The following is a 14510-nucleotide window of genomic DNA, read 5'->3' as shown; positions in this document are numbered from 1 at the left end:
GCAGCGGCGCGGGCGACCTGGATGACGCCACCGCGCCGCTCCATTGGCCGCCAGTGGTCCTACCTGCGGCAGCTGTGCTTTTCGGGGCTGGACAGCCGCATGATGGTGCCGGAAATCCTGCGCACGGTGAACCACATCGTTCCCAACGACGCGGGCTCGTTCTTCTGGACCACAGCGCAGGGTATTCCCACCGACATCTTCCACGAGCATTCGCCACCCGAAGTACAGCACCTGTTCCTCAACCACTTTGAGGAGCTGTTCATCGGACCCACCGAGCTGAACGTGCATTCGCTCATCCACCGGGGGCAAAAACTCGGGCAGTTGCTCGCGCCTCCGGCGTTCTACTTTGCCTCCAACACGCACCACTTGCTCGTCCGTGGCTCGGGGCATGAGCACACGCTGGACGCCCGCATCGACGCGCATGGCGCCACCGTGGGGGAGTTGATGCTGTTCCGGGGGCCCGGGCGGCAGTTCACTCAGGACGATTGCGACAACCTCGCCAAGGTGGTGCGGTACATCGAATTTGCGGTCGCCAATGAGAACACCCAGCCCGACACGTTCAGAGCGGTGCAAGACAATGCCACGATTGTCATGGACACCGATGACAGGCCTTTGTGGATGACGGACCCGGCCCGTCGGTTGCTGCAGCAAGCGTTGCAGGCGGGCAACAGCTGGGTGGACCTGCCAAAGTCCGGTCTGCTGCCGCCGTTTTGCCGGCACGTATGCCACCTGTTGCGGGGTGACCACGGCATTCCCGAAGTGACCTTCTCCGTTCCCCATGGCCGCCTGTGTGCGCGCGCGAGCTGGCTTACAGCGGCGGCCGCAGACACACCGGCGGGCAGGCCGCTGATCGCCATCCACCTGCAGCTGCAGGTGTCGCACAACCTGCGGCTGCTGCAGGCCGTGCGGGACCTGCCCGCCAGCCCCATGCAGCAGCAGGTGGCCTACATCCTGGCCACAGGGGCCTCGCGAGCACAGGCGCGTGAGCGCCTGAACCTGAGCGAATCGGCACTCAAGGAGCATCTGGGCCAGCTGTACCAGAAGCTTGGAATCGACTCGCTCGCGGCGCTGCAGCAGTTGCTCACCGCTGCCGCCAACGGCACGGGCTGAGGCGGTGTCTACCCCCCGGCCGGGGGGTATTTTTGGCGAAACGCATTTCTAGAATGGGCCGTGGACTCCATTACCTCCAAAAGAAAGAGCGCCCGCATGATCGGCCGCAAAACACTCGGCCTCGCAGGGCTCGCTGTTGCCCTGGCGTGCATCAGCGGTTGCGGCGACAAGCCAAGCCCTGCGCAAGCTGACAGCACCGCCCTGCGGATGGCCACGGTCAATGGCCTGCAGGCAGTGCAGATCCGCAGCTACCTGTCCCGGGCCGAGGAAACACCGGCCGCCAGGCTTGCCGTCACCTGGCACCCCTCGGTGGTCCAGGTGGACCGCGAAAGCGCCATGCGCTCGCTGCGGGGGGTAGACCGCAGCGGCTCCCACTTCGTGTTCGCCGCCAGCGAGCCCGCGCTGGCACAGCTGCAGCCCGGCAGCATCCTGTTCGTCTGGGGCATTGCCATCCGCCGTGTCACCGCCCTCAGGACAAAAGGCGACTATGTACTGGTACAAACCCGGCCGGTGGCACTGAACGAGGCGCTGAGCCAGGCCAGCATCGCCTTCGACACCCCGTTGGGTCTGGACCGGGCCTTCGTCTCCACCCATGCCGCGCGCACCCCGCCCGTACAGACCAGCCAATGGGGCGCACCTGGCAGCATCGTGCGCGTGAGCGACGAACTACCCCCAGGCATGATGGAAGAAGGCAGCAATCCTGGCGAAGAGCCCCTGGCCGACGTGGAGGCAACGCCCCAGTCCAGCTTCGCCGGCAAGGTCAGGGGCTTTGACTACGAGGTGGCGTACACCGTCGCGGGAACGAAGCTGCAGTTCGATCTGGAAGCGCGCAAGTCCGCCAATGATGGCGAGGATGACAGCGCCAAGGCCGTGCAGAAGATGTCGGCCAGGAACGCCGCCGTGGCGAAATCCGCCGGCGGCCTGGCGAAGGGGCTTTTTGACCAGGGCTATGACGACGTGGACATTCGCCTGAAGGTCAAGGGCCAGCTCGACGGCCTGTCGGAAAACGGCGCCATGCGGCTGGGAGGCAGGATCGAGATCGTCGACTCGAAGCTGCAACTGCTCAACACCGATTTCAAGAACCTGAGCGGCACGGCCAGCGTCGATGCGATCGCGCGGCTGGGCAGTGAGCGCGGCGTGTTCAACCACAATTTCAAGGTGCTGGACGTGCCGGTCACCTTCAACATTCCCATCATCCTGGCCGGCATTCCGCTGGTGGTGGAAGTGGGCTTCAACTTCCTCGTGCAGATCGGGCTCAATGGCAAGCACGCGGCGCTGCACACCTCGGGCGCAGTGCAGTTCCAGGGCAACGGCTCCACCACCTTCAGCGAAGGCCAGGTGCATAACGAGGGCGAGGTGCAGGGTGAGCCGCAACTGGGCGAGAAATCCGCCATCAGCCCCGGGGTCTCGGGCTTCGTGGTGGCCGTGCAGGTGCCCAAGGTGGGCCTGGGAGTGGGCATCACCAACGCCAGCATCATGTCCTACATCGACCATGTGAGCGTGGTCTCCATCGCCAACACGGCGGCACTGGGCTCAATTGTCCAATGCGCCCGCTACACACTGTCCTCCACGGCCCACGTGGGAGTGACGGCCAATTTCAGTCCGCTGCCCATTCCTGGCCTCGGGACGAAAAAGGATCTCTATGCCAAGGAGATCTTCAGCCGCCAGCAGCTCGTGGGCGTGCCTCCCACCAAGGCGTGCCAGTCATGAAGCGGCAGCACACCCGCAGCCCGCTGGCGATGTGCCTGTTGCTGCTCGCCGGCATTGGCACCGCCCATGCCGAAGACAGACCCCGCATTCTTCTGCGCCCGGGCGTATGGCAGCACAGCGCGCTGGACGCGCAGGGACGACCGGACCCCGCAGGCATGCTGACCGTCTGCGAATCCAGTCCGTCGCATGCCGACCTGTGGCGCTCCATCGCCAGAGAAGAACAGGGCGAGGGCTGCGGCCCACGCCGTATGGGCTGGCGCAACGGCCAGATCACGGTGGAGCAGACCTGCACGGAGGATGCCGACACCGTCGTGACACGCACCACCATGGCCCCCGTCAAAGCCGAGGACGGCAGCTGGACCGCCTACCGCACGACCAGCACCCGGACGGTCAGGAATCGCCAGGGGCGCACGCTGGCAACCGCCACCGAGGTGTCGCTGCACGCATGGCTGCGCACCTGCGCACTGCGCGACGAGGGCCAGACCGCCCTGCCCACCACCCACACACCCGAAGCGAAGACAAGATGAACCTGCGCCCCTGCCTGATTCCTGTCCTGTGGGCCTGCCTTGCAGGCGCCGCACATTGCGCAGCCACCACGCCCGACTGGTGGCCGCGCCCCGCACCGGGCCTGTGGAAGGCGGAGACCACCCTGAGGAGTGCGCGCACCGTCACCACGACCCAGTGCATCGACACCGCCACCCAGAAGGCCGCCGAGGCCGAGGCGCAAAAGCAGACCCAAGGCTGCAAACCCTCGGTGCACCAGCGCAACGGCAATATCTTCACCTCCGAGACGGTCTGCGGCGATACGACCACGCAGGTCAGGCTCACCGTCACCGACAACCAGAGCTACACCTCGGAAGTGAAAAGCCTGACCCATGGCAAGCCGTCCATGGTGGTGGTGCAAAAGCAGACACGCCTGGGAGATTGCGCCAGTGCCCAGTCCCCGGACGCATCCCTTCGGGTGAGCCCTGCAAAGTAGGCTGCGGCTGTCAAGCTGCGTTCCGGGAACGACCTCCTCAGGGCCTGCAGCGCAGATACCATTGCGCCGCCAGCAGGTTGGGCACCCAGCACAGCCAGGCAATGAGGGGGCAGGAGAGCGGCATCGTCGATGCCCGCAGCCATGCTGGCGCCCAGGTAGAAGCGCAGCGTGATTGCGGCGGCCGTGAGCGCAAAGCTGCGCAGCATCCAGCGCCGCTGCAGGGCGCGCGCCAGGCCCATGCCGGTCACCACGATCCACGCCAGGCCCAGCGCAAGAAAGCCGAGCGCAGCCACCCACCCCTCATGGCATGCAGAGCCAGGGCAGCGCACTGCGGAATGGGAAGGTGCACCCTTGCCACGAGACCTATCGCGCCACCATCGCGTGCCCAACTCGGCGTGAACCAGCAGGCCGGCGTGCGTATGGGCTGCACCCGCAGTGGTTTTTCGTGGACGTGGGTAGCACGCGCATGGGCCGTTCCATCAAGAACAGTTCACTGGCCACCGATCAAACCCGCCCGCAGTGACGGCCGACTACCTGTACAGGTTCTGACCGGCAAAGTCTCAGTGCCCCACGTAGCGCCCAGGCCGGTGGCTGATCCACAGAAAGCCGCTCATCACCAGCACCGCCAGCACCGAGTACGCCACCCGGTCGACGGGCACGATGAACAGTGCCAGCAGCACCACGGCGCAGTCGATGCCCATCTGCACCTTGCCGGCGCGAATGCCGTAGCGGTCCTGCATGTACAGCGAAAGCACCGTGGCACCGCCCAGGCTGGAGCGGTGCCGCGCCAGGAACAGGCAGCCCGTGCCCAGCAGCAGGCCACCGAGCAGCGAGGCGAACAGGGGGTTGAGGTAGTCCACATGCATGACATGGGGGAACAGCTCGGTCAGCCCCGACAGCAGCGCCACCGAGACAAAGGTCTTGATGGTGAACTCGCGCCCCATGCGCGTCCAGGCGAACCAGTAGAACGGCAGGTTGACCAGGAAGAACAGCTTGCCGAACGAAACGCCGGTGACGTAGTGCAGCAAAAAGGCGATGCCCGCCGTGCCGCCCACCAGCAGGCCCGCCTGGTTGAACAGCATGAGCGCCATCGCCACGAACAAGGTGCCGGCGAAGATGGCCTGGGCGTCCTCATAGGTGCCATGGCGCAACGACGGGGGGGTGTCGGTTTCGGTGGTCGGGGCGGGGGTGTCAGGCATGGTCGGTTCGTCAGGATACAGCGGCAACCCACCGTGGGGCATGCATTTGTACAAGCAAGCACTGCACCAGAAGGGTGGCGCAAGCTCCGGCACAGGACATGCTTGCATTCTCGGCGCACCCCACACCCGTCTGGCCCAGCGACCCATGGTTGCGCTCACCGGCCTGGGGAATACACTGGAACCCACCGCCCCATGCAGCTGTCCTTCGCCTTCCACCCCCGGCTGATCGATGCCCTGAGCGGCTACAACCGCAGCCGCTGCCTGGCCGATGTGGGCGCGGGCATCACCGTGGGCATCGTAGCCCTGCCCCTGGCCATGGCGTTTGCCATTGCCAGCGGCCTGCCACCGGGGGCGGGGCTGTGGACGGCCATCATCGCCGGCTTCCTGATCTCGGCCCTGGGCGGCACCAATGCGCAGATCGGCGGGCCGGCAGGGGCCTTCATCGTCATCGTCTACGGCATCGTCGAGCGCTATGGCGTGGCCAACCTGCTGATTTCCACCGCCTGCGCCGGGGTTTTGCTGGTGCTGCTGGGCCTGTTCCGCCTGGGCACGCTGGTGCGCTTCGTTCCAGTGAGCATTGTCATCGGCTTCACCAACGGCATCGCCGTGCTGATCGCGCTGTCGCAGGTCAAGGACTGGCTGGGCCTGTCCATCGCGCGCATGCCGGGCAACTTCTTCTCGCAGGTGGGCACGGTGGCGCAGCACATCGGCAGCTTCAATCCTTATGCCTTCGGCCTCGGCGCCGTGTGCCTGGTGGGGCTGTTCGTCTGGCCGCGCCTGTTCATGAGCGGCTCGCCGGTGATCAAACTCATGGACGGCTACCGGGTACGCAGCTTTGCACGGGTGCCGGCCCCTGTCGTGGCACTGGTCACGCTGAGCCTGCTGGCCTGGGGCCTGGAATTCCCGGTGGAGACCATAGGCTCTCGCTTTGGGGGCATTCCGCAGGGCCTGCCGGCCTTCGCGCTGCCCGACTTCTCATGGGAGACCGTGCGCCTGCTGGTCACGCCCACGCTCACCATCGCCCTGCTGGGCGCCATCGAATCGCTGCTGTGTGCCCGGGTGGCCGACCAGCTGGCCACCGACCCCCACCACCGCAAGCACGACCCCAACCAGGAACTCATGGCCCAGGGCCTGGCCAATCTGGTCGTGCCCTTCTTCGGCGGCATGCCGGCCACGGGCACCATTGCGCGCACCGTGACCAACATCCGCTCGGGCGCCACCTCCCCCGTCGCAGGCATCGTGCACGCGCTGACGCTGGCGGTGATCGTGCTGGCTGCAGCGCCGCTGGCACTGCACATTCCACTGGCCGTGCTGGCGGGCATCCTGCTGTTCGTGGCCTGGAACATGGGCGAGTGGCACGAGTTCGTGCGCCTGCGCCACTTCAGCAACCACTACCGGCTGCTGATGCTGGGCACCTTTTTCCTCACGGTGGTGTTCGACCTGACGGTGGCGGTGGAGGTGGGCCTGTTCATGGCCTGCGCACTGTTCGTGCGGCGCATGAGCCGGCTGTTCCGGGTGGAGCTGCAGCCCGAGGCTTCGGGGCCCCCGGCTGGCGGGCACCCCCGCATGACCTGGCGCCTGCACGGCGCGCTGTTCTTTGGCGCAGCCGGCAAGATCGACCCCATCGTGCAGGCGGTGGAGACCGGCCCTGCGGGCGTGGACGTGGTGCTTGATGCCAGCGAACTCGTGGCCCTGGACACCACGGGCCTGGATGCCCTCACGCAAATCCTCAAGGCGGTGGCCCAGCGCGGTGGGCGCCTGTACCTCGTGCACCTGCACGAGCAGCCGCGCTCGCTGATGGAGCGCTCTGGCTTTGCCGACCGCCTGGCCGCCCAGGGCGGTACGGGCGTGAACGTGTAAGCGCCGTTATTTGCCGCCCTTGAACTCCGGGGCATCCAGATCGGGCCCGGTCTCGGTGCGCAGCACCTGGGCGCCCGGCCCCTGGACCACGGTGAACACCTGCGGCTCGTTGCGCGCGTTGGCAAAGCGCCACTGCACATGGGTTTCACCCTTGAGCGGGTAGGGCACCACCTTGGCAGCCTTGCCCAGCAGGCGGCGCACGGCATCCATGCCCATGCCGGGCTGGACCTTGGCGAAGTTCTCGGGCGTGAGCACCTGGCGCACGGCGACCAGCTTGCCGTCTGGCCCGATGGCGATCATGTAGTTGACCAGGCCGGCGGGCTGGCGGTTGTACTCGAAGGTGCGGGTGCCGTCGGCCTCGTTCCAGGTGTTTTCGGGCACGCCGAAGCGGTCGCGCACGTCCGCCTCGGTGGACACGCCGGGCTGCAGTTCGCTGATGCGCTGGGGGTCGCAGCCAGCGGCGGCGAGCAGCGCCAGGGTGGTGATGGCGGCGGCCGCGGCACGAAAAAATGAGGGCATGGGGTCATCCCGGTAAAATCAAGGAAAAGAGGTTACCAGTCCATGTCCATTTTCCGCCGCCCCGATTACCAATCCGACACCACGCAGTTCATCAACCAGCTCAAGGCGAGCCGGCCCGAGCTGGACGCCCAGCAGGTGGCAGGCCGCGCCCTGCTGTGGGACAAGCAGGTGGACCGCAAGATCTGGGGCGAGTACCGCGAAGGCCAGGTCGAGCAAAAGCCCTACGTCTACCAGACCAACGCAGACTGAGCGATTTATCGGCATGAAAATGGCATCCAGCGCTTTCCTGAAAAGCGTTTGAAGCTCTCTATTTCATAGCAATTGATGAGCAGCGTGAGCGAAGCCGATGCGGCGGGCCAGAACCAGGGCATGCCCGACGTGGTGGACCAGGTCGCCCTGGCGCGCCTGTATGGCGAGCCCTTGTTCGCGCTGCCCACCGACCTGTACATACCGCCGGATGCGCTCGAAGTCTTCCTCGAAGCCTTCGAAGGGCCGCTAGATTTGCTGCTGTACCTGATCAGAAAGCAGAACTTCAACATCCTCGATATCCCCATGGTGGGGGTCACGAAACAGTACCTGGCGTATGTGGACGAGATCCGCAGCCGCAACCTGGAGCTGGCCGCCGAGTACCTGCTGATGGCGGCGATGCTGATCGAGATCAAGTCGCGCATGCTGCTGCCGCCCAAGAAGCAGGCCGAGGGCGAAGATCCCGTGGACCCCCGGGCCGAGCTGGTGCGCCGCCTGCTCGAATACGAGCAGATGAAGATGGCCGGCATGCGCCTGTCGCAGCTGCCGCAGTACGGACGCGACTTCCTCAAGGCCCAGGTCTACATCGAGCAGAGCCTGCAGCCGCGCTTCCCCGACGTGCACGTGGTGGAGCTCCAGGAGGCCTGGCGCGACATCATGAAGCGCGCCAAGCTGGTGCAGCACCACAAGATCACGCGCGAGGAACTCTCGGTGCGCGAGTACATGAGCATGGTGCTCAAGACGCTGCAGGGCCGCCGCTTCGTGGAGTTCGAGGAGCTGTTCGAGCCCGAGAGGGGCAGCACCGTGCTGGTGGTGACCTTCATCGCCCTCTTGGAACTGGCCAAAGAGACGCTGATCGAGATCACCCAGGCCGAGGCCTTCGCGCCGATCTACGTGCGACTGGCGTACACGCCCGCCTGAACACCGCCGCCTGATTTCTGGCCATGGCGGGCGGCCATGGTCCCACCACCTCTCCATCCCAGCAAGCCATGGCATCTCACGACTTCGACGTTCTCATCGTAGGCAGCGGCCTTGCCGGGCTTTCGGCCGCGCTGCACTTGGCGCCCACGCACCGCGTGGCGGTGATAACCAAGCGCCAGTTGCACGATGGTGCCAGCGCCTGGGCCCAGGGCGGCATTGCCGCCGTGCTGGCCGACGGGGACAGCTTTGGCGCGCATGTGGAAGACACCCTGGTGGCCGGGGCCGGCCTGTGCGACCTGGCCGCCACCCGCTTCGTGGTGGAGAACGCGCCCGATGCCATTGCCTGGCTGCAGCAGCTGGGCGTGCCCTTTTCGCTGGAAGACGGCGCCTTGCACCTCACGCGCGAGGGCGGCCACAGTGCGCGGCGCATCGTGCATTCCACCGACGCCACCGGTGCGGCCGTGCAGCGCACGCTGATCGACGTGGTGCGCGCCACACAGGGCATCACGCTGTTCGAGCAGCACACGCTGGTGGACCTGATCACGGCACGCAAGCTGGGTGCCAAGGGCTCCGACCGCTGTCTGGGCCTGTACGCGCTGGACGAAGCCACCGACGAGGTCCTCACCTTCCGCGCGCCGCAGACCATCCTGGCCACGGGCGGCGCGGGCAAGGTCTACCTGTACACCACCAACCCCGACACGGCCACGGGCGACGGCATCGCGGCCGCCTGGCGCGCGGGCTGCCGCGTGGCGAACCTGGAGTTCATCCAGTTCCACCCGACCTGCCTGTACCACCCGCACGCCAAGTCGTTTCTGATCACCGAGGCCGTGCGCGGCGAGGGTGGCCTGCTCAAGCTGCCTGCATCGGTCGGCGGCACGCGCTTCATGCCGCAGCACGACGAGCGCGCCGAACTGGCGCCGCGCGACGTGGTGGCCCGCGCCATCGACTACGAGATGAAGAAGCGCGGCCTCGATTGCGTGCACCTCGATATCTCGCACCAGAGCCCGGCGTTTTTGCAGGAGCATTTCCCCAACATCCTCGCGCGCTGTGCAGAACTGGGCATCGACATCACCAAGGAGCCCATCCCCGTGGTGCCGGCCGCCCACTACACCTGCGGCGGCGTGCTCACCGACCTGGCGGGCCGCACCGACCTGCCGGGCCTGTTCGCCATCGGCGAGACGGCCTGCACGGGCCTGCACGGCGCCAACCGGCTGGCCAGCAACTCGCTGGTGGAGTGCATGGTGTTCGCGCGAGCGGCCGCCCAGGCCATCGCCGCAGCACCGGCCGTGGAGTTGCCCGAGCTGCCCCAGTGGGACGACAGCCGCGTGACCGATGCCGACGAATGCGTGGTCATCTCGCACAACTGGGACGAGCTGCGCCGCTTCATGTGGGACTACGTGGGCATCGTGCGCACCAACAAGCGGCTCGAACGCGCGGCCCACCGCATTGCGCTGCTGCAGGGCGAGATCCACGAGTTCTACTCGCACTTCCACGTCACGCGCGACCTGCTGGAGCTGCGCAACCTGGTGCAGGTGGCCGAGCTCATCGTGCGCAGCGCGCAAATTCGCCGCGAGAGCCGGGGCCTGCACTTCAGCCGCGACTACCCCGAGCTGGCCGCCCCGGCCGCGCCCACCATCCTCGTGCCCCCAGTGGCCTGACAAGGTATGACCTATAGCGTCAAGGAAATTTTCTACACCCTGCAGGGCGAAGGCGGGCAGGCAGGCATGCCCGCCGTGTTCTGCCGCTTTGCCGGCTGCAACCTCTGGAGTGGCCGCGAGGCCGACCGCGCCAGCGCCATCTGCCGCTTCTGCGACACCGACTTCGTGGGCACCGACGGCACCCTGGGCGGCAAGTTCACCACGGCCGATGCCCTGGCGGAACGCATTGCGGCCCAGTGGCCGGCCCACGATGCAGATCACCGCCTGGTGGTGCTCACGGGTGGCGAGCCCTTGCTGCAGGTCGATGCGGCCCTGATCGAGGCCCTGCACGCACGGCAGTTCCGCATTGCCGTGGAGACCAATGGCACGGTGGCCGCACCGCCGGGCATCGACTGGCTGTGCGTGAGCCCCAAGGCTGGCGCGCCCTGGGTGCAGCAGCAGGGCCAGGAGCTCAAGCTCGTCTGGCCCCAGGTCGGCATGGACCTGGCAGCCATCGCCGCCACCGGGCAGTTCGCCCACCGATTTTTGCAACCCATGGACGGGCCTGACCAGGCCGCCCACATCGCCCTGTGCATCGCCACCTGCATGGAGCAGCCGGCCTGGCGGCTGAGCCTGCAGACCCACAAGATCAGCGGCATCCGCTAGTTCCACCGCGCCACCGCGTCCCGCCATGCAGTTCACCATTTCCCAGCGCTTCTTCTTCGACGCGGCCCACACCCTGCGCCGCGAGATCGAGGCCGAAGGCAGCCGCCGCATCCACGGCCATACCTACCACGCCGAGGTCTCGCTCAGCGGCCCGCGCGACCCCGCCACCGGCATGGTGCTGGACCTGGGCCTGCTGCGCCGGGGGCTGGAGGTGGTGCGCGAACAGCTCGACCACCACATGCTCGACGAGGTGCCCGGGCTGGGCATTCCCACGCTCGAAAACCTGTGCCTCTTCATCGCGCAGGCCCTGCCTGCCGAACTGCGCCCGCGCGTGAGCCGCGTGCGCGTGTGGCGCGAGGCGCTGGGCGACAGCTGCGCGCTCGACTTCACGCTGCAGTGATGGCGTTCACCACCGCACCCAAGACGGCCAGGAAAGACCTGGTCGCCCGCAGCCTGGCCCATGTCTGGCACCCCTGCACGCAGATGAAGCGGCACGAGGCCCAGCCGCCCGTGGCCATTGCCCGCGCGCAAGGCCCCTGGCTGTACGGCACCGATGGCCGGCGCTACCTTGATGGCATCAGCTCCTGGTGGGTCAACCTGTTCGGCCACAGCCACCCGCACATCAAGGCCGCCCTCGCCGACCAGATGGAGCGGCTCGACCATGTGATGCTGGCCGGCTTCACCCATGCGCCGGTGGTCGAGCTGTCGGAGCGCCTGGGTGTGCTCACGGGCCTGGGCCACGCGTTCTACGGCAGCGATGGCGCGGCCGCCACCGAGATCTCGCTCAAGATGAGCGCCCACTACTGGCGCAACACGGGCCGCCCGGGCAAGAGCCGCTTCGTGGGCCTGGCTGGTGGCTACCACGGCGAGACCGTGGGGGCATTGGCGGTGACCGACATCGCGCTGTTCCGCGAGGCCTACGCCCCGCTGGTGCGCCTGGCCGCCACCGTGCCCAGCCCCGATGCGCGCCAGGCTGCGCCGGGAGAATCCCCCGAGGACGTGGCGCGGCGCAGCGCCGCCGCGCTCGGGGCCTGGCTGGCCGAACACCATGCCGACACCGCCGCGCTGATCGTGGAGCCCCTGGTGCAGTGCGCGGCCGGCATGGCCATGCACGACCCGGAATACCTGCGCCTGGCGCGCGCGCTGTGCGACCGCTACGAGGTGCACCTGGTGGTGGACGAGATCGCCACGGGCTTCGGCCGCACGGGCAGCATGTTCGCGCACCAGCAAGCGGGCATACGGCCCGACTTCATCTGCCTGTCCAAGGGCCTCACGGGTGGCACCCTGCCGCTGTCGGCGGTGCTGACCACGGACATGGTGTACCAGGCCTTCTATGCCGACGAGGTGGCGCGCGGCTTTTTGCACTCGCACTCGTACACCGGCAACCCGCTGGCCTGCCGCGCAGCCCTGGCCACGCTGGAGCTGTTCGACCAGTTGGATGCGCTCACGGCCAATGTGGCACTGGCGCAGCGCATCGACGCGGCTTGCACACCCCTCACCCAGCACACGCGTGTGCGCCACGCCCGCCGCCTGGGCATGGTCTGGGCCTGGGACATCGACACCACCCTGCCCGATTTTTCGCGCCGCTACCACCAGCAGGCCATGGCGCGGGGGCTGGTGCTGCGCCCCATCGGCAACACGCTGTATGCCATGCCACCCTATGTGCTCGACGGCGAGGCGGTTGACTGCCTGGCCAGCGGCGCGCTCGACGCGCTGAACGCCACCCTGCAAGAGGAAACCTGTTGATGATTGGATGTTTTGTGACCGGCACCGATACCGGCGTGGGCAAGACGCTGGTGTCCGCCGGCCTGCTGCGTGCGCTGGCGCCGCACCACCGCCGCGTGGTCGGCATGAAGCCGGTGGCGGCAGGCGTTGTGCCCTGGGGCGAGGACTGGGCCAGCGAAGACGCCATCGCGCTGCGCGCCGCATCGACTGTGGCGGTGCCGGCCGCGCTGGACAACCCGGTGCTGCTGCCCGACCCGCTCTCGCCCCACATCGCGGCGGCCCGCGCCGGTGTGCAGATCGACATCGCCGCCATCGTGCACTGCTACCAGGCCCTGGCGGCCCTGGCCGACGCGGTGGTGGTGGAAGGTGCGGGCGGCTTTCACGTACCGCTGTCGGACACCACGACCGGCGCCGACCTGGCCCAGGCCCTGGCCCTGCCCGTGGTGCTGGTGGTGGGCCTGCGCCTGGGCTGCCTGAACCATGCACTGCTGACGGCCGAGGCGATCCGCGCGCGCGGCCTCACGCTGGCCGGCTGGGTGGCCAACCAGGTAGACCCCGCGATGCAAGCCGTGGAGGAAAACAAGGCCTACCTGGGTGCGCGCCTGGGAGCTCCCCTGCTCGCCGACGTACCTTACCAGGCCTTGCCGGAAGCGCGCGGCTTGGTCTTCGAACTGCCTGCCCACTGGCTATGACGACCCCTTTCGCCCCCTCTTCCCCACCCTCCTGGCTCGACGAGATTCCGGCACGCCTAGCCGACATCGAGCGCGCCCATCTGCTGCGCCGCCGCCGCGTGGTGCAGCCCGCAGGCGGCGCCCACCTGCTGGTGGACGGGCAGCCCATGCTGGCCTTCTGCAGCAACGACTACCTGGGCCTGGCCAGCCACCCGGCGCTGGCCGCAGCTGCGCGCGAGGCCACGCACACCTTTGGCGTGGGCTCGGGCGGCTCGCCCCTGGTCAGCGGGCACAGCGCCGCCAACGATGCGCTGGAGCATGAGCTGGCGACCTTCGTGCAACTGCCCCGGGCCCTGTACTTCTACGCCGGCTATGCCACCAACACCGGCATCATCCCGGCGCTGGTGGGCGAAGGCGATGCGCTGTTCTCGGACGCGCTCAACCACGCCTGCCTGATCGACGGTGCGCGCCTGTCGCGCGCCACCATCCACCGCTACCCGCACGCCGACCTGGCCGCGTTGGAGGCGGCCCTGGCCGCCAGCACAGCGCGGCGCAAACTCGTGGTCAGCGATGCCGTGTTCAGCATGGACGGCGACCTCATCGATATCCCGGCCCTGCTGGCCCTGTGCGAACGCTTCGATGCCCTGCTGCTGCTGGACGACGCCCATGGCTTTGGCGTGCTGGGCCCCCAGGGGCGTGGCAGCCTCGCCGAGGCAGGCCTCACGGGTGCCACCGCATCGCGCCGGGTGCTCTACATGGCCACGCTGGGCAAGGCCGCCGGGGTGGCGGGTGCCTTCGTGGCGGGCGATGGCGCGCTCATCGAATGGCTGCTGCAAAAGACGCGCACCTACATCTTCGCCACCGCCGCCCCACCGCTGCTGGCCAGTGCACTGCGCAAGAGCCTGGAGCTGATCGCGGCTGCGGACGACCGGCGCCAGCAGCTTGACGCCCGGATCGCGCAACTGCGCGCCGGGCTTGCAGCCCTGCCTGACGCACTGGGCTGGCGCCTGCTGCCCTCGCACACCGCCGTGCAGGCGCTGGTGATCGGCAGCAACGAGGCCGCACTGGCGGTGATGGAAAGCCTGCGCACAGAGGGCTTGTGGGTGCCCGCGATCCGCCCGCCGACGGTGCCGGCCGGCACTGCCCGGCTGCGCATTGCGCTGTCGTCAGCGCACACCGCCGAGGACGTCGACCAACTGCTGCAGGCATTGCACCGGCACGCGGCGCACGCACCCGCCGTGGCTTGAGTCCGTGCAGCCAGTGGCTG

At 67.8% G+C, this 14510-nt stretch carries 15 protein-coding genes; 13 read left to right on the top strand and 2 right to left on the bottom strand.

What is annotated here, in order from left to right; translation table 11 throughout:
- Positions 1 to 21 precede the first annotated feature (21 nt).
- The 4 genes from ACSQ9E_RS02130 (at position 22) to ACSQ9E_RS02115 (ending at position 3799) form a co-directional block, all read left to right on the top strand.
- Positions 22 to 1110, top strand: a complete 1089-nt coding sequence (locus tag ACSQ9E_RS02130) for a helix-turn-helix transcriptional regulator (protein ID WP_436216769.1) — start codon at positions 22 to 24, stop codon at positions 1108 to 1110.
- Positions 1111 to 1206: 96 nt separating this feature from the next.
- Positions 1207 to 2820, top strand: a complete 1614-nt coding sequence (locus ACSQ9E_RS02125; RefSeq protein ID WP_436216768.1) for a hypothetical protein — start codon at positions 1207 to 1209, stop codon at positions 2818 to 2820.
- Complete coding sequence (locus ACSQ9E_RS02120; RefSeq protein ID WP_057201894.1) at positions 2817 to 3347, top strand: hypothetical protein; 531 nt, start codon at positions 2817 to 2819, stop codon at positions 3345 to 3347. Before ACSQ9E_RS02125 ends, ACSQ9E_RS02120 begins: the two co-directional genes overlap by 4 nt.
- Complete coding sequence (locus ACSQ9E_RS02115; RefSeq protein ID WP_436216767.1) at positions 3344 to 3799, top strand: DUF3617 domain-containing protein; 456 nt, start codon at positions 3344 to 3346, stop codon at positions 3797 to 3799. The genes ACSQ9E_RS02120 and ACSQ9E_RS02115 overlap by 4 nt, the downstream gene beginning before the upstream one ends.
- 560 nt (positions 3800 to 4359) lie before the next feature.
- Here ACSQ9E_RS02115 and ACSQ9E_RS02110 read toward each other — a convergent pair.
- Complete coding sequence (locus ACSQ9E_RS02110; RefSeq protein ID WP_057202508.1) at positions 4360 to 4998, bottom strand: YitT family protein; 639 nt, start codon at positions 4996 to 4998, stop codon at positions 4360 to 4362.
- Positions 4999 to 5190: 192 nt separating this feature from the next.
- On the opposite strand from ACSQ9E_RS02110, the gene ACSQ9E_RS02105 reads away from it, so the two are divergent.
- The gene (locus tag ACSQ9E_RS02105; RefSeq protein WP_436216766.1) at positions 5191 to 6858 is read left to right on the top strand and encodes a SulP family inorganic anion transporter; all 1668 of its coding nucleotides are present in this window, start codon (positions 5191 to 5193) and stop codon (positions 6856 to 6858) included.
- A gap of 6 nt (positions 6859 to 6864) precedes the next feature.
- Here the strand turns inward: ACSQ9E_RS02105 and ACSQ9E_RS02100 are convergent, their stop codons facing one another.
- The gene (locus tag ACSQ9E_RS02100; RefSeq protein ID WP_436216765.1) at positions 6865 to 7377 is read right to left on the bottom strand and encodes an outer membrane protein assembly factor BamE; all 513 of its coding nucleotides are present in this window, start codon (positions 7375 to 7377) and stop codon (positions 6865 to 6867) included.
- 42 nt (positions 7378 to 7419) lie between these two features.
- Between ACSQ9E_RS02100 and ACSQ9E_RS02095 the strand changes: the two genes are divergently transcribed.
- The 8 genes from ACSQ9E_RS02095 (at position 7420) to bioF (ending at position 14490) form a co-directional block, all read left to right on the top strand.
- Positions 7420 to 7626: a DUF3460 family protein gene (locus tag ACSQ9E_RS02095; protein ID WP_007861239.1), complete on the top strand. Its 207-nt coding sequence runs from the start codon at positions 7420 to 7422 to the stop codon at positions 7624 to 7626.
- A 75-nt stretch (positions 7627 to 7701) separates the two neighbouring features.
- Positions 7702 to 8544 carry a segregation and condensation protein A gene (locus tag ACSQ9E_RS02090; protein WP_436216764.1) on the top strand — a complete coding sequence of 281 codons (843 nt, stop codon included), beginning with the start codon at positions 7702 to 7704 and terminating at the stop codon, positions 8542 to 8544.
- 68 nt (positions 8545 to 8612) lie between these two features.
- Complete coding sequence (gene nadB / locus ACSQ9E_RS02085; RefSeq protein WP_436216763.1) at positions 8613 to 10202, top strand: L-aspartate oxidase; 1590 nt, start codon at positions 8613 to 8615, stop codon at positions 10200 to 10202.
- 6 nt (positions 10203 to 10208) lie between these two features.
- A complete protein-coding gene (queE, locus tag ACSQ9E_RS02080) occupies positions 10209 to 10847 on the top strand; it encodes a 7-carboxy-7-deazaguanine synthase (RefSeq protein ID WP_436216762.1) in 639 nt (212 codons plus the stop codon).
- Positions 10848 to 10872: 25 nt separating this feature from the next.
- Positions 10873 to 11247, top strand: coding sequence for a 6-carboxytetrahydropterin synthase (locus ACSQ9E_RS02075; protein ID WP_436216761.1), 375 nt, complete (start codon positions 10873 to 10875; stop codon positions 11245 to 11247).
- A complete protein-coding gene (gene bioA, locus ACSQ9E_RS02070) occupies positions 11247 to 12593 on the top strand; it encodes an adenosylmethionine--8-amino-7-oxononanoate transaminase (protein WP_436216760.1) in 1347 nt (448 codons plus the stop codon). The genes ACSQ9E_RS02075 and bioA overlap by 1 nt, the downstream gene beginning before the upstream one ends.
- Entirely contained in the window at positions 12593 to 13264 is a 672-nt protein-coding gene (bioD, locus tag ACSQ9E_RS02065) for a dethiobiotin synthase (RefSeq protein WP_436216759.1), read from the top strand. The genes bioA and bioD overlap by 1 nt, the downstream gene beginning before the upstream one ends.
- Positions 13261 to 14490 (top strand): 8-amino-7-oxononanoate synthase, encoded by a 1230-nt coding sequence (gene bioF, locus ACSQ9E_RS02060; RefSeq protein ID WP_436216758.1) that lies wholly within the window; start codon positions 13261 to 13263, stop codon positions 14488 to 14490. The genes bioD and bioF overlap by 4 nt, the downstream gene beginning before the upstream one ends.
- Positions 14491 to 14510: the final 20 nt, after the last annotated feature.

The sequence above is a fragment of the Acidovorax sp. LjRoot118 genome (assembly GCF_964253575.1).
GTDB lineage: Bacteria > Pseudomonadota > Gammaproteobacteria > Burkholderiales > Burkholderiaceae_C > Acidovorax.
Note: the sequence above shows the minus strand (reverse complement) of the source record. Positions and strands in the feature narration are given on the sequence as shown.

Bases quoted from the DNA above. Each gene is read 5' to 3' on its own strand.
- ACSQ9E_RS02130 (WP_436216769.1), top strand. From the start codon at position 22: ATGACGCCACCGCGCCGCTCCATTGGCCGCCAGTGGTCCTACCTGCGG.
- ACSQ9E_RS02125 (WP_436216768.1), top strand. From the start codon at position 1,207: ATGATCGGCCGCAAAACACTCGGCCTCGCAGGGCTCGCTGTTGCCCTG.
- ACSQ9E_RS02120 (WP_057201894.1), top strand. From the start codon at position 2,817: ATGAAGCGGCAGCACACCCGCAGCCCGCTGGCGATGTGCCTGTTGCTG.
- ACSQ9E_RS02115 (WP_436216767.1), top strand. From the start codon at position 3,344: ATGAACCTGCGCCCCTGCCTGATTCCTGTCCTGTGGGCCTGCCTTGCA.
- ACSQ9E_RS02110 (WP_057202508.1), bottom strand. From the start codon at position 4,998: ATGCCTGACACCCCCGCCCCGACCACCGAAACCGACACCCCCCCGTCG.
- ACSQ9E_RS02105 (WP_436216766.1), top strand. From the start codon at position 5,191: ATGCAGCTGTCCTTCGCCTTCCACCCCCGGCTGATCGATGCCCTGAGC.
- ACSQ9E_RS02100 (WP_436216765.1), bottom strand. From the start codon at position 7,377: ATGCCCTCATTTTTTCGTGCCGCGGCCGCCGCCATCACCACCCTGGCG.
- ACSQ9E_RS02095 (WP_007861239.1), top strand. From the start codon at position 7,420: ATGTCCATTTTCCGCCGCCCCGATTACCAATCCGACACCACGCAGTTC.
- ACSQ9E_RS02090 (WP_436216764.1), top strand. From the start codon at position 7,702: ATGAGCAGCGTGAGCGAAGCCGATGCGGCGGGCCAGAACCAGGGCATG.
- nadB (WP_436216763.1), top strand. From the start codon at position 8,613: ATGGCATCTCACGACTTCGACGTTCTCATCGTAGGCAGCGGCCTTGCC.
- queE (WP_436216762.1), top strand. From the start codon at position 10,209: ATGACCTATAGCGTCAAGGAAATTTTCTACACCCTGCAGGGCGAAGGC.
- ACSQ9E_RS02075 (WP_436216761.1), top strand. From the start codon at position 10,873: ATGCAGTTCACCATTTCCCAGCGCTTCTTCTTCGACGCGGCCCACACC.
- bioA (WP_436216760.1), top strand. From the start codon at position 11,247: ATGGCGTTCACCACCGCACCCAAGACGGCCAGGAAAGACCTGGTCGCC.
- bioD (WP_436216759.1), top strand. From the start codon at position 12,593: ATGATTGGATGTTTTGTGACCGGCACCGATACCGGCGTGGGCAAGACG.
- bioF (WP_436216758.1), top strand. From the start codon at position 13,261: ATGACGACCCCTTTCGCCCCCTCTTCCCCACCCTCCTGGCTCGACGAG.